Here is a 20,758-nt window from a genome sequence, read left to right as displayed (position 1 = left end):
CCTTGCCTCCCAAGGCCGCGCCAGCCCCTCATCGATCAGCACCGAGCGGACGCTCGTCCGGTCGCGCGCGACGATGCGCCGACAATCAGGGCGCGCCACGCGGCTCGTCATCGTCGATCCCGCCGGGACCAAGCTCATCATCTTCGTCGTCGTCGCTGCGCTCGCCGCGATAGGCATCCATATCGATCACGCCCGACCGCTCCATCTGCCGCATATGGTCGACCAGGTCCTGCGCGTCGTCGCTCTCGTCGCCGCTGCGTTTCTTCTCGCTATCCTGCAAGCGGGCTTCGCGCCGCGCCGCTTCCGCAACGCTCTGCGCCTGCGCTTCTTCGTCGTCCTGCTCGCGGTTGCGTGCCTCCGGGGCATCTGCCGCGGGTTTGTGGGGATCGTCAGCCATGACCTGCTCCTTGACGGGGGAGGCCTGAAAACGCGCCGCCGCGCCGCGGGGTTCCTCAGGCGGCGGCCGCCAATATCTTCGTCTCGATCACGCGGATAAAAACATCGGGGTCTTGGGCGCCGGGAATCAGCATTCGCCCGCCCAGAATGAAGGCCGGCACGCCGGTGATATTCTGGTCGGCCCAATAGGCTTCCTCGGTGCGCACCATCTCGCCGAACTCGCCCGATGCAAGGATCGCGGCCGCACGCGCGGGGTCCAGCCCCACCGACGCCGCGACATCGGCCAGCACCGCATGGTCGCTAACGTCGCGATTGTCCGTGAAGTGCGCGGCGAATAACGCTAGCTTCAATGCGGTTTGCACGCCCGTCGCACCATCCTGTTCAGGCTCCTCGAGTGCCCCCGCCCAAGTCAGCAGACGATGCGCGTCGAAACTATTGCGCATCCGAAAACCCGGCCCGCGATTGAAAGTGAAGCCCAAGTCGGCGGCAACCCCGGCCATCTTGCCGCTGTTCGCGCGGCTCTGCTCGGCGCTGATGCCATATTTGCGCATGACATGCGCGGAGGCATCCTCGCCTTCGGGCGGCATGTCCGGGTTCAGCTCGAACGGATGCCACTGAACTCGAAAATCGAGCCGCCCCGCAAAATGATCCATCACATTCCGGAATTTCAGCCAGCCGATGATGCACCAAGGGCACATCACGTCGGACACGATGTCGACACTGAGGCGCGGCACGCGCGGTTCGGTCAAAACTCTTCTCCTGCCGGCGCGCGCCGCGGCGCTCAATCGGAACGGCGGTCCTTGCCCGTCCGCCGGTCGCCCTTGCGACGATCCGGTCCATTATAATTCGGGTCGTCGGTTGTTCGGCGATCTCCCGACCGCCGCTCTGGACTTGCCCTTTTATCGTCATCGCTTGCCATACGCTTCCTCCCCACCACAAAGGAAAACAGAAGCGACCCGGGGCGCAGTAACTCACAAATTGGTTAAAAACACAAGCAACGCCGGAAATCCGCCGATTGTGGCAGCCTGTGTTCATGGGTGGGGGCCGCCTCAGCCCCACTCCACTTTCGTCATCCCGGGCTTGATCCGGGATCCCGCTTTTTCGAGGATCTGGGCCTCCACGCAAATAGCGGCCCCCCCCGGATCACGTCCGGGGTGACGAGGATGGATAAGATGACCCCCGCCCGAATGCAGCCGTTGCGGCTTTAATGTGCCATATCATTCGCAACCGGCTCGCTTGCCACCGGTCGCGACAGCACCCACCAGCTGCCAATCATCAACAGCACCGTCAGCGCTTCGATGATCATCGCCTGCACGATCCCCGAATTCACCTGATCGCCACTCGCGACGCCGAACAGCCTGCCCGCAAGCGCGGTCCCGTAAAGCGCGGCGGGTACCAGCAGTGCGCGCAGCCAGCCCGGCACCAGCGCGCCGACGGCGGCCGCTCCGGCGGCGACGAGGAAAAAGGCGGACAAGTCGGCGCGGATCGTATTGGTCGCGGGCCCCTCAACCAATATGCCGAAGGTCTCGCTATAGCTCGCAGGGTCGAACAGCCCGCGTGCGCCGACGATGACAAAGAACAGCGCCCACAGCAGAACGGCGCCGCGCAAGACCCAATTGACCATCACTCTTCTCCCTGTTTGCCGGCAGGCTGCGGCATCGGGGCAAAAAGTGCAATCTATTCCGGGCTAAAGTCCGCAGCGAACGTCGCTTCGATCCAGCCACCGCCAAGCACGCGCGAGTTATCGGCGATATCGTACAGCACCGCCGCTTGTCCTGACGCAACACCATATTCGGGTGCAGCAAAGACCAACCGGTCACCCGCCACGCGTGCGGGAACGGGCTTTGCCATGCTCCTTACCTTCGCAAGCACATCGCGCCCTTCGATCGCTGCGAGCCAGTTCGCTTCACCCAGCCGTGCCCCCGAAACCGCGAGTGCGCGCCGCGGCCCGACGACCACCGTTTTCGTATCGGCCTCCAGGCGCACCACATATAATGGCTCGGCCTGTCCGCCGATCTCGATCCCCCGTCGCTGTCCGACGGTATAATGAATCAAGCCCTTGTGCGTGCCGAGTACCGTGCCGTCGATATGGACGATGTCGCCCCGATCGTCGGCTTCGGGCCGCAGCTTCTTCACCAGCGTCGCATAATCGCCATCGGGAACGAAGCAGATATCCTGACTGTCAGGCTTGCCCGCGACACCAAGCCCGAGGTCGCGGGCGATCTCGCGCACAACGCTCTTTTCGAGCCCTCCCAAGGGAAAGCGCAGGAAGTCGAGTTGGTCCTGCGTCGTCGCGAAGAGAAAATAGCTTTGGTCGCGCGCCGGATCGACCGCGCGGTGCAGTTCGGCACCTGTAGGCCCCATCACACGGCGCACATAATGGCCCGTCGCCAGACAGTCAGCGCCGAGTTCCTTCGCGAGACGGAACAGATCGGTGAACTTCACCCCCATGTTGCAGCGCACGCAGGGAATCGGCGTACGCCCCGCCAGATATTCGTCGGCGAACTGGTCAATAACCGTATCGCGGAATCGGCTTTCATGGTCATAGACATGATGCGCGAAGCCCAGCCGGTCGGCGACCGCGCGCGCGTCCCGGATATCCTGCCCCGCGCAGCAGGCACCGACGCGCTTCGCCTTGGCACCATGATCATAGAGCTGGAGCGTCACGCCGATGACCTCGGCGCCCGATCGCGCGGCGAGCGCGGCGACCACACTCGAATCGACGCCGCCCGACATTGCGACGACGATTCGCCGGTCCTTCATGGGCTCGGCGAGCTGAAAGTCGGCCCCGGCGAGCGCGGCAGGAGAGGAAATCGTGTCGATCATGATCGGTGCCATCTAGGGATGCGAATGCAAAAATGCCAGCTTTTCCGCCGTAGCTGTCAAGATATTGACGCCGGTTAAGCTTCGCTAACGGGTTCTGAAACAGCCATTTACTGGACCTTAGCTCCTATCGCGTAGACGAGTCGCATGAACCTCGTACCGTCCGATCTTCCACGCATTGCAGGTGCGGCCAGACTGTCGAAGCCCGGCTTCGACATCTTGCTGGCTGTGTCCAGCGCGCGTCAGGCTGCGTTGCCGACCGTGCGACAGTTGCGGGAGTTGGCGCACCGCGAGCGCCACAATGCGAAGCTTAACGCGTTGCGCGATACATTCTGCGGAACGCGCTCTTCAACGGAACAAAAAGCGCCGCGTATCGTTCGCTTCCTCGATTTGTCCGACGATGTGAACGCCCTGCCCGAAACTATGAACAGCCTGTTTACCAGAGGATTTCAGCCGATGTTGAATCCCTCTGTTTTAGAGCCGAACGCGTCGGACACACCCCCCTCCGACGTTTCAAATATGGAATGACTATGATCGAGAATCAGAAAATCCGGCCCGCACAGGTTATCGGCCCCCTCGGGGAACCGCTGACGTTGGACTCGTTGCCTCCCCCGTCGACGACCCGCTGGGTCGTTCGCCGCAAGGCAGAGGTCGTAGCGGCCGTCAACGGCGGGCTCCTGTCCGTCGACGAAGCGTGCGAACGCTATGGGCTGACCCTCGAGGAATTTGCCGGATGGCAGCGGTCGATCGACCGCAGCGGCATGCCCGGACTGCGCGTCACGCGCATCCAGCACTACCGCGACCTGTATGAACGCCAACAGCGCTTCTAAGGCCGCGAGACCGGACCAGGCACGAGAGAGGGCGCTTCAGGCGCCCTCTTTTTTTGGGTACCGGCTGGACAGGCATGTCCTGCGGCCGCTACCGGCGCCCCATGGGTATCACCGCAACGATCATGAACACCGCCACCGGCCAGCCGATCCAGAAGATGAGCTTTGGCCGAATGCCCAAACCCTGGGCCAGCTTCAATCTAGCGACTGGCGAACTCGTGACCGCCGAGCGGATCGACGTCACCCCGCCCGCGCCCGGCAAGTTCGCCGCGACGGTGCAGGTCTGGGTCAAGGTCAAGCCGCCTGCCTGACGCAGATCGCCTTGGTAAAAAAAGAAAAACGGCGCGATTTCAGTGCCATGACGATTTCATTGCAACCCTGACGTTCATCCCGCGTTAAGCCCCCGAGTCAACTTTGGGAGTCACTCGATATGCGTAAGATGTTCATCACCCTCGCCGCCACTTCGGCCCTCGCGCTCGGCGCCTGCCAGAGCCCCGCCGCCGACAAGGTCGAGGATCAGGCCGAAGCCAAGGCCGACGTGATCGACGAACAGGCCGATGCCATGCCGGAAGGCCCGGCAAAGGAAGCAACCGAAGCGAAGGCCGACGCCGTCGAAGCAGCCGGCGAAGAAAAGGCCAATGCAATGGACGACAAGGGCGAGATCGCTCCGTCGGAAACCGGCGCCACACCGCCGGCCGACCCCGCCAAGAAGTAAGGGCTGCCTCCCCTAAAGGGCAGGGTGAAGGGCGCCGGTCGTTTCCGGCGCCCTTTATCGTGCGCGCAATATTTTGCGCCCCTGTGATTACGATCACCGCGCCGCCCGGCGATCAGGGTTAATGCGGAATTCGGGACGGGAACGGCGCTTTTAGCGACAGTCTCCACGAACCACCCTCCCGCCGCCCCCAGCGACCCAAGGCGGCGGGAGGGACTAGTCCGCCTGGCCCAGCCCGTCGGCCGCTACCGCGCGCAGCACATCCTGCACGCCCGGCGCATCACTATCGGCACGCAACGAAGCGATCCCTGCCGCAACATCGAGCTTATACTCGGCGACCCCCGCCGACTCGCCCGCCCACACCGCACCCAGCGATTTGACCAACCGCCGCGCTGCCGCATTTTCGGACAGCATATGCACGTCAAGCACGTCCAACCCCTCGACATGGCAATGGACGAGCAGCGCCGCAGTCATCATCCGCGCCAGTCCCAGCCCGTGAAATTCGTCGAGCACCGCGACGGAAAATTCCCCGACCGGCCCGTCATGCCGGTGGCGCACCGCGTGCACGGCGCCGATCGGCGGCCGGCCGGGACATTCGATACAGATCGCGCCCCACGCGATATGGTCGTGCCCGTCGACGTCGGCGAGTTTCTGCACCACCGCGTCGGGCAGCACCGGCGCGGGCGAGAAAAAGCGCAGATAGCGCGATTCCGCCGACAGCTTGGCGATCCCTTCACGAATCAGCGGCGCATCGTCGGGAGTGATCGTGCGCAGGCGCACCGCCGTGCCGTCGTTGAGCGCGCAATGCACGACGATGTCCTCGATCCGCATCCGCGCCCTTGCCTCTCTGTCCGTTCCGGTCATCGCGGCCTCCTGCGACGGCACGATAGGCAAGTGCCCGCCTGCCCGCAATCCGTGCGCGCTCACTCTCGCAGCGGCCATTAACCCTAAGCATTTTCACCGCGGCCGATGGGTGAAATGTTGAAAGCGAACCGCCCTTAACTTTGGTAAATGTTGCTTCCAGAAGTCGGAAAGGTTGCACGTTCTGTGATCCATGCTCACCCGGATAACAGCACTCCCTATGAGTTGCTCGGCGACCGCCTCTCGCGGCTGCGTCAGGCTCGGGGATATAGCAAGACCGACGTCGCCGGCCGCCTTGGCGTTACCGTCACCTCGATCTGCTATTGGGAGCAGGGCCGCTCGCGCCCCAGGCTCGCACGGCTAGAGGCGCTCGCCGACCTTCTTGGCACCTCGCCGACCGAGCTGCTGAGCCGCGACAGCACGCCCGGCGGCGATCATCTCTCCGACCTCGTTGCCCGCATGCGCACCGAAATCGCCCACGCCGCGGGCACGACCCCGTCGAAGGTGCGCATCACGATCGAGATGTAGCCGCCCGCACGCACGCCCCCTCCCCCTTCGTCACCCCGCTCCTGACCGGGGTGGCGTTGGGTGCTCATTCTGCGGATCAGGCGTCGTCGCCCATCCGTAGCGCCGCAATGAAGGCTTCCTGCGGAATGTTCACATTGCCATATTCGCGCATCCGCTTTTTGCCCTCTTTCTGCTTTTCGAGGAGCTTCTTCTTGCGGGTCGCGTCGCCGCCATAGCATTTCGCGGTCACGTCCTTGCGCAGCGCGGCGATGGTTTCGCGGGCGATCACTTTCCCGCCGATCGCGGCCTGGATCGGGATTTTGAACATGTGGCGCGGGATCAGATCCTTCAGCCGCTCGCACATGCCGCGGCCGCGGGTTTCGGCCGATCCGCGATGCACGATCATGCTCAGCGCGTCGACCGGTTCGTTGTTGACGAGGATGCTCATCTTGACGAGGTCGCCGGGGCGGTGGCCGATCTGGTGATAGTCGAACGACGCATAGCCGCGGCTGATGCTCTTCAGCCGGTCATAGAAATCGAACACGACCTCGTTGAGCGGCAGTTCATAGGTGATCTGGGCGCGGCCGCCGACATAAGTCAGGTTCTTCTGCACCCCGCGGCGGTCCTGGCACAGCTTCAGGATCGGGCCGAGATAGTCGTCCGGCACGTAAATCACCGCCTCGATCCACGGTTCCTCGATCTCGTCGATGCGGTTCGGGTCGGGCATGTCGGCGGGGTTGTGGAGTTCGATCTCCTTCGCCGCCTCATTCTTCGTATGGCCGAGCTTCAGCTTGTACACCACCGACGGCGCGGTGGTGATCAGGTCGAGGTCATATTCGCGCGTCAACCGCTCCTGGATGATCTCGAGGTGAAGGAGGCCCAGGAAGCCGCACCGGAAACCGAAGCCGAGCGCGGCCGAGCTTTCCATCTCGAACGAGAAGCTCGCGTCGTTGAGGCGGAGCTTCTGGATGCTCTCGCGCAATTTCTCGAAATCGTTCGCGTCGGTCGGAAACAGGCCGCAGAAGACGACCGGCTGGACTTCCTTGAACCCCGGCAGCGGCGCCGCGGCGGGTTTCTTGGCGTCGGTCACGGTGTCGCCGACGCGCGCCTGCGCGACGTCCTTGATCTGCGCGGTGATGAACCCGATCTCGCCCGGGCCGATTTCCGTCAGTTCCTCGCGCTTTGGCGTGAAACAGCCGACGCGATCGATCAGGTGACTCGTGCCCGCCTGCATGAACTTGATTTGCTGGCCTTTTTTAAGGATGCCATCGACGACGCGGACAAGGATGACGACGCCCAGATAGGGGTCGTACCAACTGTCGACAAGCATCGCGAGCAGCGGCGCCGCAGCGTCGCCCTTCGGCGGCGGGATCTTGGTCACGATCGCCTCGAGGCATTCCTCGATACCGATCCCCGACTTCGCCGAGGCGAGCACGGCGTCGTCGGCGGGCAGGCCGATGATGTCCTCGATCTCGGCCTTCACCTTGTCGACGTCGGCCGCGGGCAAGTCGATCTTGTTGATCACCGGCACGATCTCATGGTCGTGCTCGATCGACTGATACACATTCGCGAGTGTCTGCGCCTCGACCCCCTGCGCCGCGTCGACGACAAGCAACGCTCCCTCGCACGCCGCGAGCGACCGCGACACTTCATAGGCGAAGTCGACGTGGCCGGGCGTGTCCATGAGGTTGAGCTCATAGGTCTCGCCGTCGTGCGCCTTATATTTCAGGCGCACCGTCTGCGCCTTGATCGTGATCCCGCGCTCTTTCTCGATGTCCATATTATCAAGGACCTGCGCCGACATCTCGCGCGCGGTCAGCCCCCCGGTAAACTGGATCAACCGGTCGGCGAGCGTGGATTTCCCGTGATCGATGTGCGCGATGATCGAAAAATTGCGGATATGGGACAAGGGCGTGGTCATGCGCGGCGCGTTAGCAGGCGAAAGCCCCGCTGTCAGTAGGGAGTGGCGTCGATTGCCGGAGTCCCGGCCTAACTTGTCAGACTTGTCACTTCCCCAGATCGGAAATCAACGGGTTAGCGAAGCACGCTGGAGCAAAGGTCGCGAAGGTTCCCTACGGCGCCGACAGGCGAAAGGTCGCAAAGATCGCACGCGAGCGCGATGTTTCGCGCAGCGGCGGTGCAGCAGATTTCGAAGATTCAAAGAGCCGGACATGAAGCTGACATGGCGAAATAAAGTAGGAAAGGGATTTTGTGGCTCGGCGACATGGCCAGGAAGCGTTGGGATGCTACTCAGTTGACCTGCAATCGCAGTCATGTCGCTCGTCGAAGCGGGGTTGTCCGCGGTGCTCTGCTGGATAGGGTGCCGCCGTCGCAACCGGGAGATCTGTCATGCACCGCACCATCGCCGCCGCCTTCTATGCCCTTGCGCTTGCTGCGCCCGCCGCTGCGGAGACGCTGCTCGTCGGCAACAAGGGCGAGGATACGCTGAGCGTCATCGCGCTCGCGTCGGGGGAGGAACTGGCGCGGCTGCCGACCGGCAAGATGCCGCACGAGATTGCGGTGTCGCCCGATGGCAAGCAGGCGGCGGTCGTCGCCTATGGCAGCACCACGGTCGATGTGTTCGATGTCGCGAGCCGGACGAAGGTCCGCACGATCGACCTTAGCCCCAATCAGCGGCCGCACGGGCTGCTGTGGCTGTCGGACGGGCGGCTGGTCGCGACGACCGAAGGCAGCGAGTCGGTCGCCGTGGTCGCGCCCGATGGCAAGCTGACGTCGATTTCGACCGGGCAGAAGGGCACGCATATGATCGTCGTCGCGCCCGATAATCGCACGGCCTATACCGCGAATATTGGGGCAGGGACGGTGAGCGTGCTCGACCTCAAGACCGCGAAGAAGCTGCGCGACCTGACGATCGGCGGCAAGCCCGAGGGGCTGGCGCTGACGAAGCGCGGGCGCGAACTGTGGGTCGGCGACCTCGATGCGCCGCGCGTGTCGATCTGGGATACGAAGACCGGCAAGAAAATCACCGAGTTGCCCGTCGATCCGGTCGCGATCCGGGTACTGGCGAGCCCCGACGGCAAGCTTGTCGCAACGAGCAATATCGCGAGCGGTACGATCAGCCTGTTCGACGCCGAAACGCGCGCCCCGCTGAAAACGATCAAAGTGTCGGGCGAGCAGGCGAAGGGGCAGGTCACCTTGTTGTTCAGCGCCGATTCGAAGCGGCTTTATGCCGCCGAGACCGGGCACGACAAGGTAGCGGAAATCGATGTCGCGAGCGGAGAAGTGCTGCGCCGGATCGCGGCGGGCAAGAATGGCGACGGGCTGGCGATCGCGCCCTAGGGCGTGACCCTAGGCCTTTTCGGCCAGCAATTTGTCGCGAAAGGCGGCGAGGCGCGCGACCGCCTCGTCGAGTATCGCGCCCTCCTTCGCAAAGCAGAGGCGCAGGATATTGCGCGGGCCATCGCCTTCGAAAAGCGCCGAGACGGGGATCGAGGCGACCCCGGCTTCGCGCACCGCGCGTTCACTGAACTCGCGGTCGGACAGCGCGATCCCCGATGCGGCGAGGTCGATGCACAGGAACCAGGTCGCGGCGTTGGGCAGCACGGCGAAACCTGCGGCATCGAGCGCGTCGCGGAGATGCTGGCGCGACGCGGCCCAACGCGCGCGCTGCGGCGCGAACCAGCTATCGGGCCGGCCCAGCCCCTCCGCCACCGCCCATTGCAGCGCAGGGGGCGTCGTAAAGGTCAGGAACTGGTGCGCGCGGCCAAGTGCCGTCGCGAGCGTGGGTGCGGCGCACATCCAGCCGGCCTTCCATCCCGTCAGACCGAATATCTTGCCCGCCGATCCGATCTTTACCGTGCGTTCGGCCATTCCCGGAAAAGACATGAGCGAGCGATGCGGCACGCCGTCGAAGCGGACATCCTCCCAAACCTCGTCGCAGATCGCCGAAAGGTCGTGCCGCACACAGATGTCGGCGAGCATCGAGAGTTCGGCTTCGCTCGCGACTGTACCCGAGGGATTGAGCGGGTCGTTGAACATCAGCACACGCGTGCGCGGAGTGATCGCGGCGGCGATCCGCGCTGCGTCGTAACGCCAGCCGGGCGGCGCGAGCGCGACCGACACGGGCACGCCGCCCGCGCGGCGGACCATCGGCGCGTAGCTGTCATAGGCCGGCTGGAACAGGATCACCTCGTCGCCCGGCGCGACCAGCGCGAGGATGGCCGCGGCGAGCGCCTCGGTCGCGCCCGACGTTACGTTCACCTGCTCGCGCGAAAGGGCGAGGCCCTGCCGCCGTGCATAGAAGGCGCAGATCGCATCGCGCAGTTCGGGCAGGCCGAAGGCGGGGGGATATTGGTTCGATTGTTCGGCGAGCGCGCGCGCCGCAACAGCGATCATGTCGGGATGCGGCGGCTCGTCGGGAAAGCCCTGCCCAAGGTTGATCGCGCCATGCGCCCGCGCGAGCCCCGACATATGCTCGAAGATCGTCGGCTCCATCGCGGCATAGAGCGGGTGGACCGAGCTCATGAGAGCAAAAGCCAGATCGACAGGCCGACCGGCGCGTCGGTGGGCGGCGCATCAGCGACATGGCGCACCGCATCGGCGCGCGCGCGATCGAGGATGGCGGCGGGAACGCGCGCCGGGTGGAAGATATGGTCGGCCTCGCCGAGCAGGCGCGCGGCGCGGAGGGTGAGGTCGTCGGGATCGGCGCTGGCGAGGCGGACGGTTTCGAGGCGCGATGGCTGGATCGAGGCGTCGCTCTCCAGCCAGGTTTCGACCCGATCGGCAGCCCCGGGATCGAGCGGGTCGAGCGCACCGCCGCTTGCAAGCGCCGCGTCGATCGCGCGGCGGCGGTCGGCAGCGGCGGGCCAACGTGCCTTCATGGCGCCGCGTGCCGCATGGAGCGCCGAAGCGAGCGCGCCGAGCCGGGCCGGGAGCAAAGCTTCGATCCGCTGGCGAACAGCCTTTGCGAGACCCGCCGACGCGCCGCCCGTCCCGATCGCGATCGTCACCGGCGCGCGGTCGACGATCGCGGGCGTCGTGAAATCGCAAAGGTCGGGGCGGTCGACGACGTTGACGAGCAGCCCGCGCGCGCGGAGCGCCTGCGCGGCGGCGCGTGCTTGCGCGTCATCGTCGAGCGCGACGAAGGCGATTGTGGCGTCTTCCCGCCACTCCGGCACGACCCGGCCGCCGGCGCGCGCGATCAGCCGCGCCTTGGCATCGGCAGCCTCCCCCTCCCCGACCAGCACGACCGTGCGGCCGCGGAGATTCAGAAAGACGGGGAACTGGTGCATCAGACGGTCCTGCCATTATTCGTCGGCCCGGGCGGCGAGCCTGGCGCGGATCGAGAAAGCCGTGCAGCTTTCACCGCAAATCCTTGTACCAAAAGAGCGCGACTTCGCCCTCATGGGGCCCGCCCGCGTAAAGCTTTTGGTCGAAGCCGCCCAGCGTGTAGCCAGCGCGGGCATAGATACGGCAAGCCGCCGGGTTATTCGACTGGGTTTCCAGACGGATCAGCTCTAAGCCCGTATCACGTGCCCAGACCTCGACCCTTGCCAAGAGTGCGGCCGCCACCCCGCGTCCCCGCGCCCAGCGGTCGACCGCAATTTCCGCAAGGTCCGCCATCCCGTTCCAGCATTCGCACATTCTGGCATAACCCAGGATCCGATCGCCCGATCGAGCGATGAAGAGCGCCTTGCACCCCGGTGCCACGCCATCCCAGTCGGCAGGATCCCAGTTATAATCCTTGCGTCGCGGCGAGACAGGATGGAGCTGCCGCGGGTCATCATATGGGAAAGCGATGGCCTGCGAAATGTCGAACGAAAAATCGCACGCGGCAAAATCGGCGGTCGGAAAATCGTCCACCTGGCTGATCTGCATCGGATCGGTCGGCCTCATATGCTTACTCTCGCCGACCGATCCGATATTTTCAACCTGGGTAGGACTTCGAAGACCCGCCTCAGTCGATCCAGTCGGGCACGCGCTCGGCGGCCATGATCGTGCCCGCGGTGATGCGGTCGGCGACGACGACATAGCGGTCGCCATCGACGAGCACCTCGGGCACCAGGCTGCGGCTGTTGTAGGTCGACGCCATCGTCGCGCCATAGGCGCCCGCGGTGCGAAACACGGCAAGATCGCCCGGTTCGACCTTGTCGGTGACGCGGTCGCGCGCGAAGGTGTCGCCGGTCTCGCACACCGGGCCGACGATCGACGCCGTCATCGTCTCACCGGTCGGCTTGACGGCAACAAAGTCGTGATAGGCGTCGTAGAGTGCGGGACGCGCGAGGTCGTTCATCGCGGCATCGACGATCACGAACGGGTTCGTCGCGCCGGGCTTGACCCAGAGAACCTCGGTCAACAGCACGCCGGTGTTGCCCGCGATAACGCGGCCGGGTTCGAACATCAGAGTGACGTCCCAATCCTTTGTCACCCGCGCGACCATCGCACCATATTCGGCGGGGCTCGGCGGATTGTCGTCAGCCTTGTACGGCACGCCGAGGCCGCCGCCGAGATCGACATGGGTGATGCTGTGCCCCGCAGCGCGCAGTTCGGCGACGAGTTCGCCCACACGCTTGAACGCCGCTTCGAGCGGTTCGAGGCTGGTAAGCTGGCTGCCGATATGCACCGCAATGCCGCGCATATTGAGCCCCGGAAGCGCCGACAGCCGGCCGAAGATTTCGGGTGCGACGTCGATACCGACGCCGAACTTGTTTTCGGCCTTGCCGGTCGAGATCTTGGCGTGCGTGCCCGCATCGACGTCGGGATTGACGCGCAGCACCGCGGGGGCGGTCATTTCCTTTGCGAGTGCGATCTCGGCGAGGGCGACACCCTCGGGCTCATGCTCGATGTTGAACTGACCGATACCGCGGTCGAGCCCCTGCGCCAGTTCGGCGCGCGTCTTGCCGACGCCCGAAAAGACGATATCCTCGGCCGCCATACCCGCCGCGAGCGCGCGTTCGAGTTCGCCGCCCGACACGACGTCAGCGCCATAGCCCTGCCGCGCGAGGACGCGCAGCACGCCAAGGTTGGGGTTGCACTTGATCGCGAAGGCGAGATGCTTCTTGGGCACGTCCTTCAGCCCGTCGCGAAACGCCTGTGCATGACGTTCGAGCGTCGCGCGCGAATAGACATAGACTGGGGTGCCGATTTCTTCGGCAATGCGTGGCAGCGGAATATCTTCGGCGTGCATCACGCCGTCCCGAATTTCAAAATGATTCACAAGTAGATCCTAAATATATGCGCCGTTTGCCCCGAGCTTGTCGAAGGGCCGTCCTTCCCCTTTCCGACGTTCAAGACGAACGGTGCTTCGACAAGCTCAGCACGAACGGAATGGAGGGCGGCTCCCGACTTCAATCAGCCCGGAGGCGGCAAGTCAAAATCGTCGGTTTCGCGTTGTTCGGATCGTTTGAGAAGTTCGTCGCTGCGCGCTGGCCGGGCCTGCGCGTCAGGCGTCGTAAGCTCCTCCGTTGTCGGGGCACTGGTGGCGCCGACGGGAATCACCGGTGCAGGCTGGCCTGCCACGGGCTTCAGATCTTCCCTGCTGCCGCACGCGCCGAGCAGCGCGGTTGCGGCGAACACAGTCATGATGAGGCGCTTGGTCGCCATCATATTTGTCCTTCGAGCGCCGCGCGGGCTGCGGCCACGGCCTTCCTTACCCCGTCCGGCGCCGTGCCGCCATAGCTGGTGCGGCTGGCGACCGATGCCTCGACGGTCAGCGCCGCGAGCACCTCGGGAGTGACCTCGGCATGGATCGCGGCGGCGTCCCCGGCGGGCAGCGCTGAGAGTTCGACGCCCAATTCCTCGGCGCGCTTCACGCAGGCGCCGACCACATGATGCGCCTCGCGGAACGGGAGGCCCGCCTCGCGCACCAGCCAGTCGGCAAGGTCGGTCGCGGTCGAATAGCCCGACGCGGCGAGCGCGCGCATGCGGTCGGTACGAAAGGTCAGCGTCTCGACCATCCCGGTCATCGCCGCCAGCGACAGCGCGAGCGCATCAAAGGCGCCAAAGACCGTTTCCTTGTCGTCCTGCAGATCCTTCGAATAGGTGAGCGGCAGGCCCTTCACGATCACGGCGAGCCGCTGGAACGCGCCGAGCAGCAGGCCCGCGCGCCCGCGCACCAGTTCGGCGGCGTCGGGGTTGCGCTTTTGCGGCATGATCGAGCTGCCCGTCGACCATGCGTCCGGCAGGCTGATGAAACCGAAGGGCTGGCTGGCCCAGATCACGATTTCCTCGGCGAGGCGCGAAAGGTGGATTGCGGCGATCGACGCCGACGCGCAGAATTCGAGCGCGAAGTCGCGGTCGGAGACGGCATCGATGCTGTTCGCCATCGGGCGATCGAAACCGAGCGCGGCCGCGGTGGCATGGCGATCGACCGGAAAACCGGTGCCCGCCAGCGCCGCGGCGCCGAGCGGCGATTCGTTGAGGCGGCGGCGCGCATCGGCGAAGCGCGAACGGTCGCGGCCGAACATTTCGACATAGGCGAGCAGATGATGGCCGAGCGTCACCGGCTGCGCGACCTGCAAATGCGTGAAGCCGGGCATGATGCTGCCCGCATGTTCGTCGGCGCGCGTCAGCAGCGCGGTCTGGATCGCCTGCAACCCCGCGTCGATGCGCTCGCACGCGGTGCGCGTCCACAGACGGAAATCGGTCGCGACCTGGTCGTTGCGCGAGCGCGCGGTGTGGAGGCGGCCGGCGGCTTCGCCGACCAGTTCCTTGAGCCGCGATTCGACGGTCATGTGGATGTCTTCGAGGCTGAGGTCGACGGGCACACCGTTCGCGGCGAACTCGTCGGCGATCTGCGCCAGCCCGCGGTCGATCACCACCGCATCCTCGGCCGCGATAATTCCCGCGGCGCCGAGCATCGTCGCATGCGCGCGGCTGGCCGCGATATCTTCTTCCCACAGGCGCTTGTCGACGGGAATCGATGCGTTAATCTCTTGCATGATCGCCGCGGGTCCGCCACCGAAGCGGCCGCCCCACATGCTGTTGCTATCCGGAGTATTCGCCATCCGCCGCGTCCCAAATCCGTCTCTTGCGATCCTCGCCATATTTCTGGCCGGATCAATCGCGGGCTGCGATAGGGAAAAGCCGCCGGGCGAGCAAGCCGCAGACGGCCAAGCAAATATTTCGCCCGGCCAAGCGAAGGATGGCGGCGTCGGCCATTTTCAACATCAGGTCGAGCGCACGGGCAAGGGCAAGGCGGCACCGACGGTCGGCTTTCGCGGCCCCGACGATGCGCCCGTCACGCTCGCCGACTTTCGCGGCAAACCGCTGCTCGTCAATCTGTGGGCGACATGGTGCGCGCCGTGCGTCGCCGAGATGCCGACGCTCGACGCGCTCGCGGCGAAAAGCGGCGATCGCATGACCGTGATCGCGGTGGCGCAGGATCTGAAAGGCGCCGAGGTGGTCGATCCCTGGTTCCAGAAAGCCGGCTTGAAGGCGCTGCAACCCTATGTCGATCCCGAGAACGGCCTGCTCGACGCCGCGAGCAGCGCGCTGCCGACCAGCATCTATTACGATGCCGAAGGTCGCGAAATATGGCGCGTTGTCGGCGCCATCGACTGGCAGGGCAAGGAAGCGCAAGCGCTGCTGGCCGAGGCAAGCCGCTGATACAAGAAAGGGCGGGTGCCCCATGACACCCACCCTTCCCTGCGACCCAGAGCAAGGCTCCGGGGAACTTGATCGAGCTTAGCCGCCGACCGTCACGCGGCCGCTGCGATAGCCCTTCTTGCGCATTTCCTTCACATAATCCTTGTCGGCATCGACGATTTCATTCTCCCACTCGTCCCACGCATCCCAGCGGTCTTCGCGGTCGGTGGAGTGGCGAAGGTCGCTCCGCAATTCCTTCTCCGCCTCCAGAATGTCGGCTTTGTAATTATACCAATATTGGTTCACGACGCCCGCAATCGGGGTAGTGCGGATATGCGGCGCCTCAAAGCCCGGCGGCATCGAGCCATAGGGCACGGCAGCGACGGCGGCTGTGGCGGGGAGAGCCACGAGAATAGCGAGGGTGGTCCATTTTTTCATCGTCCATCTCCTGATTGCCGGCCCGCTAGCGAGCCGGTCAGGTGAGTCAACGAAGCAGACCGCCCTTTTATTCCCGGCTTAACGGAGATTCGGCACGTCTGACGGTGGAATCGTAGATTCTCGTCATTGCGAGCGAAGCGAAGCAATCCAGTGGCGGGCTTGCACGCTCTGGATTGCCGCGTCGCCTTCGGCTCCTCGCAATGACAGGGATAAGCTTAGCCGGGATGCGATTCGTCGCCGACGCTGGATTTCAGCAGGCCGCGAAACACGTCCTGCGCGCTGCGTTTTCCCTGCGTCACGTCATAGACGTCGCGCGCAATCGGCATGTCGAGGCCGTAACGTTCGGCAAGCGCAATCACGGTCGGCGCGCTCTTCACGCCCTCGGCGACCATGTTCATGCCCGCGATAATCTCGTCGATCGGCCGCCCCTTGCCGAGTTCGACGCCGACATGGCGGTTGCGCGACAAGGGGCTGGTGCATGTCGCGATCAGGTCGCCCATGCCGGTGAGCCCCGCAAAGGTTTCCGCCCGCCCGCCCATCGCGACGCCGAGCCGGGTGATTTCGGAGAGCCCGCGCGTCATCAGCGCCGAACGCGTATTGTCGCCCGCGCCGAGGCCGTCGCCCATGCCGACCGCGATCGCGATGATATTCTTGAGCACTCCGCCGAGTTCGCAGCCGAGAAGGTCGGTGTTGGTGTAGACGCGGAACAGCCCCGAGTGGAACACGGGCTGGAGCGCGCGCACGACGATCTCATCCTCCATCGAAAGCACGCTAGCCGCCGCCTGCCCCGTCATGATTTCGCGCGCGAGGTTCGGGCCGGTCAGAACGCCGACGGGGTGGCCCGGAAGGACCTCCTCGATCAGCTCGGTCATGCGCTTGCCCGAAGAAAGTTCGAGCCCTTTGGTCAGGCTGATTACCGGAACCCACGGGCGCAGGTGGTTGCGCGCTTCCTCTAGAACGCTGCGAAAGCTGTGCGAGGGGACCCCCATGACCAGCACATCGGCGCCCGCGACGACCTCCGCCATGTCCGCGGTCGCACGGAGCGCCGAGGGCAGCTTGATGCCGGGCAGATATCGGCGGTTCTCATTATCGCTGTTGATGCCATCGACCGTCTCGGCATCGCGCGCCCAAAGCGTGATCGGCGCGTTGCGCGACACCACCGACGCAACCGTCGTTCCCCAGCTACCCCCGCCGAGCAGCCCCACTTTCAACCGCATCCCGCCCTCCCTGTTTTCGAAGAGAGACTGACGGCAGTTTCAATGCTTGGCAAGAAACTCGCGCTGTACCTCTGCGGTCGCCTTGGGATCCTCGATCATCGGCACATGCGCGACATGTTCGAAGATATGCGACTTACTGCCCACGATACCAGCTTCGAGCACCGCGACGCAGCTCACATCGATCAGCTTGTCGTGGCGGCCCCAGATGATCAGCGTCGGCACCTTCACACCGCCAAGCTGGTCGTTGAGCGGCTTCTGCTCCATCTCGTCGGCGATGATCCAGAAAATCTGGTCGAGCAGGTCGCGGTGTTTCAGCGCATCGGCATAGATGACGGGCTTGAGCCGCGCCGGCACATGCGTCGGCTTGCGGACGACGAAGGCGATCAGGCGGTCGGCATCCTCCAGATTGGCGAGCACGAGCGGATTATAGTCGCGCCCCGCCGCCAGCTTCTGTAGCTCGCTTTCGTCGGCGCCGATAATCCCGGCATTGTTCATCAGCGTCAATGTGCGCAAGCTGCCCGGATAATCGATCGCAAAGCGCAGCGCGATCCAGCCGCCCATGCTGTTGCCGCCAAGATGCGGGCGCTCGATACCCAGTGCGTCCAGAAAATCCTTGAGCCGCCGCGCCTGGCTGGTCACGTCGAAGGGCAGTTCGCGGTCGCGGTCATTCTCGCCAAAACCCGGCAGGTCGGGCGCGATCAGATGATAGTCGCGCGTCATCCACGGCGCATAAAAGGTCCAGTGATCCTTGTCCGCACCGAAGCCATGGACCATCACAAGCGTCGGCTTCGACGGATCGCCGCCCTCTAGATAGGGCCAGTTACGACCGCCCACCGTCACCGTTTTGCGCACCAACCGTGCGCGTCTGCGCATCAGCCAGCGCATCAGTTGCACAAGCTGTTCGGGAAAGAGGAAATAGAGGAGCGCGAGCGTGATGAGCGGCGCGAAAATTAGGACCAGCAGGATTTTCATGCCGCAGCCGGTCCCTTCACATGCGCGTCGAACCATCCGATCAGATCATCGAGCACCGCGTCGCGTTCGGGCTCATTGTAGATTTCGTGGAACAAGCCGGGATAGATTTCGAGGCGCTTGTCCTTCGATGCCACATTATCGAACAGATAGCGCGACCCAGCAGGCGCGGTGAGGCGGTCGGCCTCGCCATGCTGGATCAGGATCGGCAGGCGTATCTTCGGCGCATCGGCCTGCGCGACCGCCATTGCATCCATGAATTCCTTGCCGAGCCGCGCGCCGATCTTGCCGGTGTAGACGAGCGGGTCGGCCTTATAGGCCTCAACGACCAGCGGATCGCGGCTGACGCCGTTTGCATCGAGCGACAGCACGCCGAGGCGCGGGAAGAAGCGCGCAAGGAAACGGCTGATCCAGACAGTGAAGCGCGACGGCGGTTCGGCGGGCAGAATTGCGGGTCCCGAAACGGCGGCGGCGAGAAACGCCTGCTGCCGTTCGACGAGGAACAAAGTCGCGATCAGTCCGCCCATGCTGTGGCCGAGCAACAGGCGCGGCGTATCGCCATGATTGATCTCGACGAGCGTCAGAAGTTCGGTCATGCCGTCGAGAAAGGCAGAAAAGCGCGGGACGAAACCGCCGTCGCCGTCCGAATTGCCGTGACCCCAATGGTCGACCGCATAGATTGCATAGCCCGCGTCGGTCAGGCGCTTTGCCACATATTCATAGCGCCCGGCATGCTCGGCATAACCGTGCGCAAGCAAGACCACCGCGCGCGGGCGCCCCTCGGGCAGCCAGTGGGTGACGTGAAGCTTTGCGCCCGCACCCGCGGATTCGGCCGGCAGGATCACCGCTCCGCTTGTCATATCAAATCCCAACCGTTCGCCCTGAGCTTGTCGAGGGGCCGTTCTTTCTTTCAGCGTCGCCAAAGGAAATACGGTGCTTCGACAAGCTCAGCACGAACGGGCAAAAGGGCAGTTCAAAGTCTCGACGCATCTAGCGAACCGCCTTTTGCAGCGCGGCGCTGCGGTGGCCGGGGCCGTCGTCACCCGCCTTGTCGATCTTCGCCAATATGGCTTCGAGCGCGCGGCTGATTGCGGTCTGGGTACGCACCATTTCGACCTTCGGCCAAGCGGTGCGCTCACCCGTATCGATCAGTTCGTCGATATCTTCCTGTCCCAGATCGCTCAAAATCTTGGTCGGCGACCAGAATTTGGGCGGGCGGATGATGTTGATGTCGCCGGTATATTCCTGATTGATCACCGAACGCGCCATGTTGGCGATGCTGTTGAGCGGCGGCACCCATTCGAGCGGCTTCTGGAAGATCACCATATTTGCGTTGAGCCACGCCCGGAAGGTCGTCATCGACGCGTGCTGAATCGCCTCGATCGGCGCCATCTGCTTACGCGTGTCGGTCGCGAACGGCAGCGCGATCGGGTTCGCCTGGCTGACGATATGGTGATTGACCCCATAGAGTCGTTCGAGCCGCTTGGTCGGAATGTCGTGCGTCACCGAACCATCGACCCAGCGCCGATCGGGCTGATAGGGTACGCGGTTGCCCGCATCGTCACGCGCCATCAGCATCACCGGCGGGAAGACTCCCGGCACCGCGCACGAAGCGAGCACCGCCTCGCGGATCAACACGTTCGGCGCGGTGATCGCATTCAGCAGCCGGCCGTTCTGATGCTTTTCGGCGGGCGCGACCGAAACGTTGAGGTGCCGCCCGCTGACCTCATAGGCCTCCTGAAAGGTGAGGTCGGGGATCAGGTCGGCGAGCCGCGCGCGGACCTCGTCGGGTGCAAGACGCCGCCCCTCCGGATCGCGGTCGGGATTGGCGAGGCGTTCGCTTTCCAGGAAAGCACCGATGTCGGCATTTTTGCGCGTGCAGACGACTGCGGCGACGATCGACCCGCCGCTCGCGCCCGACATGATCGCGGGCAACACACCCTCTTCCCACAAGGCCTTTACGACACCGATATGGAAGAAGAGGAAGCTGCCCGAGCCGGAGAGCAGCAGCGCCGAGCGGCCATAGCAATGTTGCGCACGGCGGAAGAAATCGCGCTTCTCGTCGCGGCCGATGCTGCGCGCGGCAGCAATCTTGTCGAGCGAGGCGACGACCTCCGCGACATAATCCTCGATCAGCTTTTTCGTGCCGAAACGCGCCTTCTGGTACAGCCGTTCGTGTCCCATGCCGTCGATATTGCCGTGAATGCCCTCGTTCAGGACAAAGAGCAGCCCCTTGACGTCACCCGCGGCGGATAGCTTGCGCAGCTTTTCCAGCCGCGCGCGGATCGCCTTATAATCGAAATGCTTGCTCTCATCGGCGGCGCGCCATGCCGACATCCCCGATTTGCGGTCATGTTCCTGCGCCGCTTTCGACCAGGCGGCATAATCGGTTGCGGTCACAAGATCGCGATCGGCGCTGAGCGTCGGGGTGAAAAGCATTCGGTAATCCTGCGAGAGCATGG

At 64.4% G+C, this 20,758-nt stretch carries 24 protein-coding genes; 7 read left to right on the top strand and 17 right to left on the bottom strand.

Annotation, left to right across the window (positions count from 1 at the left end; translation table 11 throughout):
• Positions 1-85: 85 nt before the first annotated feature.
• The 4 genes from SC1_RS02750 to mnmA form a co-directional block, all read right to left on the bottom strand.
• Entirely contained in the window at positions 86-397 is a 312-nt protein-coding gene (locus SC1_RS02750) for a hypothetical protein (protein ID WP_062177251.1), read from the bottom strand.
• Positions 398-452: 55 nt separating this feature from the next.
• Positions 453-1,145: a DsbA family oxidoreductase gene (locus SC1_RS02745; RefSeq protein WP_083435641.1), complete on the bottom strand. Its 693-nt coding sequence runs from the start codon at positions 1,143-1,145 to the stop codon at positions 453-455.
• Between the two features lie 455 nt (positions 1,146-1,600).
• Entirely contained in the window at positions 1,601-2,020 is a 420-nt protein-coding gene (locus SC1_RS02740) for a hypothetical protein (RefSeq protein WP_062177248.1), read from the bottom strand.
• A 53-nt stretch (positions 2,021-2,073) separates the two neighbouring features.
• On the bottom strand, positions 2,074-3,234 hold the full coding sequence (gene mnmA / locus SC1_RS02735) for a tRNA 2-thiouridine(34) synthase MnmA (protein WP_083435640.1): 1,161 nt from the start codon (positions 3,232-3,234) through the stop codon (positions 2,074-2,076).
• A 132-nt stretch (positions 3,235-3,366) separates the two neighbouring features.
• Between mnmA and SC1_RS02730 the strand changes: the two genes are divergently transcribed.
• The 4 genes from SC1_RS02730 (at position 3,367) to SC1_RS02715 (ending at position 4,761) form a co-directional block, all read left to right on the top strand.
• Positions 3,367-3,747, top strand: a complete 381-nt coding sequence (locus SC1_RS02730; RefSeq protein ID WP_062177245.1) for a hypothetical protein — start codon at positions 3,367-3,369, stop codon at positions 3,745-3,747.
• Between the two features lie 2 nt (positions 3,748-3,749).
• Positions 3,750-4,049: a DUF1153 domain-containing protein gene (locus SC1_RS02725; protein ID WP_037518529.1), complete on the top strand. Its 300-nt coding sequence runs from the start codon at positions 3,750-3,752 to the stop codon at positions 4,047-4,049.
• 101 nt (positions 4,050-4,150) lie between these two features.
• Complete coding sequence (locus SC1_RS02720; RefSeq protein WP_083435639.1) at positions 4,151-4,357, top strand: hypothetical protein; 207 nt, start codon at positions 4,151-4,153, stop codon at positions 4,355-4,357.
• A 119-nt stretch (positions 4,358-4,476) separates the two neighbouring features.
• Complete coding sequence (locus tag SC1_RS02715) at positions 4,477-4,761, top strand: hypothetical protein (RefSeq protein ID WP_062177243.1); 285 nt, start codon at positions 4,477-4,479, stop codon at positions 4,759-4,761.
• A gap of 213 nt (positions 4,762-4,974) precedes the next feature.
• Here SC1_RS02715 and SC1_RS02710 read toward each other — a convergent pair whose 3' ends face one another.
• On the bottom strand, positions 4,975-5,622 hold the full coding sequence (locus tag SC1_RS02710; RefSeq protein ID WP_062183438.1) for a GNAT family N-acetyltransferase: 648 nt from the start codon (positions 5,620-5,622) through the stop codon (positions 4,975-4,977).
• Between the two features lie 183 nt (positions 5,623-5,805).
• Between SC1_RS02710 and SC1_RS02705 the strand changes: the two genes are divergently transcribed.
• Positions 5,806-6,147: a helix-turn-helix domain-containing protein gene (locus SC1_RS02705; protein WP_193749086.1), complete on the top strand. Its 342-nt coding sequence runs from the start codon at positions 5,806-5,808 to the stop codon at positions 6,145-6,147.
• 76 nt (positions 6,148-6,223) lie between these two features.
• Here the strand turns inward: SC1_RS02705 and lepA are convergent, their stop codons facing one another.
• Positions 6,224-8,047, bottom strand: a complete 1,824-nt coding sequence (lepA, locus tag SC1_RS02700; RefSeq protein ID WP_062177237.1) for a translation elongation factor 4 — start codon at positions 8,045-8,047, stop codon at positions 6,224-6,226.
• Between the two features lie 428 nt (positions 8,048-8,475).
• On the opposite strand from lepA, the gene SC1_RS02695 reads away from it, so the two are divergent.
• A complete protein-coding gene (locus SC1_RS02695) occupies positions 8,476-9,426 on the top strand; it encodes a beta-propeller fold lactonase family protein (RefSeq protein WP_062177233.1) in 951 nt (316 codons plus the stop codon).
• Between the two features lie 9 nt (positions 9,427-9,435).
• Here the strand turns inward: SC1_RS02695 and SC1_RS02690 are convergent, their stop codons facing one another.
• The 6 genes from SC1_RS02690 to argH all read right to left on the bottom strand — a co-directional run bounded on the left by SC1_RS02690 (position 9,436) and on the right by argH (position 15,065).
• Complete coding sequence (locus SC1_RS02690; RefSeq protein WP_062177230.1) at positions 9,436-10,611, bottom strand: aminotransferase; 1,176 nt, start codon at positions 10,609-10,611, stop codon at positions 9,436-9,438.
• Positions 10,608-11,378, bottom strand: coding sequence for a bifunctional precorrin-2 dehydrogenase/sirohydrochlorin ferrochelatase (locus tag SC1_RS02685; RefSeq protein ID WP_062177228.1), 771 nt, complete (start codon positions 11,376-11,378; stop codon positions 10,608-10,610). Before SC1_RS02685 ends, SC1_RS02690 begins: the two co-directional genes overlap by 4 nt.
• Positions 11,379-11,448: 70 nt before the next feature.
• Positions 11,449-11,982 carry a GNAT family N-acetyltransferase gene (locus SC1_RS02680; protein WP_062177225.1) on the bottom strand — a complete coding sequence of 178 codons (534 nt, stop codon included), beginning with the start codon at positions 11,980-11,982 and terminating at the stop codon, positions 11,449-11,451.
• Positions 11,983-12,043: 61 nt separating this feature from the next.
• The gene (lysA, locus tag SC1_RS02675; protein WP_062177222.1) at positions 12,044-13,303 is read right to left on the bottom strand and encodes a diaminopimelate decarboxylase; all 1,260 of its coding nucleotides are present in this window, start codon (positions 13,301-13,303) and stop codon (positions 12,044-12,046) included.
• A gap of 134 nt (positions 13,304-13,437) precedes the next feature.
• Entirely contained in the window at positions 13,438-13,689 is a 252-nt protein-coding gene (locus tag SC1_RS02670; RefSeq protein WP_062177219.1) for a hypothetical protein, read from the bottom strand.
• Entirely contained in the window at positions 13,689-15,065 is a 1,377-nt protein-coding gene (gene argH / locus SC1_RS02665; RefSeq protein WP_062177216.1) for an argininosuccinate lyase, read from the bottom strand. The genes SC1_RS02670 and argH overlap by 1 nt, the downstream gene beginning before the upstream one ends.
• On the opposite strand from argH, the gene SC1_RS02660 reads away from it, so the two are divergent.
• On the top strand, positions 15,064-15,693 hold the full coding sequence (locus tag SC1_RS02660; protein ID WP_062183435.1) for a TlpA disulfide reductase family protein: 630 nt from the start codon (positions 15,064-15,066) through the stop codon (positions 15,691-15,693). The genes argH and SC1_RS02660 overlap by 2 nt on opposite strands.
• 78 nt (positions 15,694-15,771) lie before the next feature.
• On the opposite strand, the gene SC1_RS02655 is transcribed toward SC1_RS02660, so the two are convergent.
• The 5 genes from SC1_RS02655 to SC1_RS02635 form a co-directional block, all read right to left on the bottom strand.
• Positions 15,772-16,110 (bottom strand): hypothetical protein, encoded by a 339-nt coding sequence (locus SC1_RS02655; RefSeq protein WP_062177213.1) that lies wholly within the window; start codon positions 16,108-16,110, stop codon positions 15,772-15,774.
• A 215-nt stretch (positions 16,111-16,325) separates the two neighbouring features.
• Positions 16,326-17,327 carry an NAD(P)H-dependent glycerol-3-phosphate dehydrogenase gene (locus tag SC1_RS02650; RefSeq protein WP_062177212.1) on the bottom strand — a complete coding sequence of 334 codons (1,002 nt, stop codon included), beginning with the start codon at positions 17,325-17,327 and terminating at the stop codon, positions 16,326-16,328.
• A gap of 39 nt (positions 17,328-17,366) precedes the next feature.
• Positions 17,367-18,299 (bottom strand): alpha/beta fold hydrolase, encoded by a 933-nt coding sequence (locus SC1_RS02645; RefSeq protein WP_062177209.1) that lies wholly within the window; start codon positions 18,297-18,299, stop codon positions 17,367-17,369.
• Positions 18,296-19,156, bottom strand: coding sequence for an alpha/beta hydrolase (locus SC1_RS02640; protein ID WP_062177207.1), 861 nt, complete (start codon positions 19,154-19,156; stop codon positions 18,296-18,298). Before SC1_RS02640 ends, SC1_RS02645 begins: the two co-directional genes overlap by 4 nt.
• A 130-nt stretch (positions 19,157-19,286) precedes the next feature.
• Entirely contained in the window at positions 19,287-20,735 is a 1,449-nt protein-coding gene (locus SC1_RS02635) for a DUF3336 domain-containing protein (protein ID WP_062177205.1), read from the bottom strand.
• Positions 20,736-20,758: the final 23 nt, after the last annotated feature.

The sequence above is a fragment of the Sphingopyxis sp. C-1 genome, from assembly GCF_001047015.1.
Classification (GTDB): Bacteria; Pseudomonadota; Alphaproteobacteria; order Sphingomonadales; family Sphingomonadaceae; genus Sphingopyxis.
The sequence above is the reverse complement of the archived record's forward strand: the minus strand, read 5'-3'. Positions and strand labels throughout refer to the sequence as shown.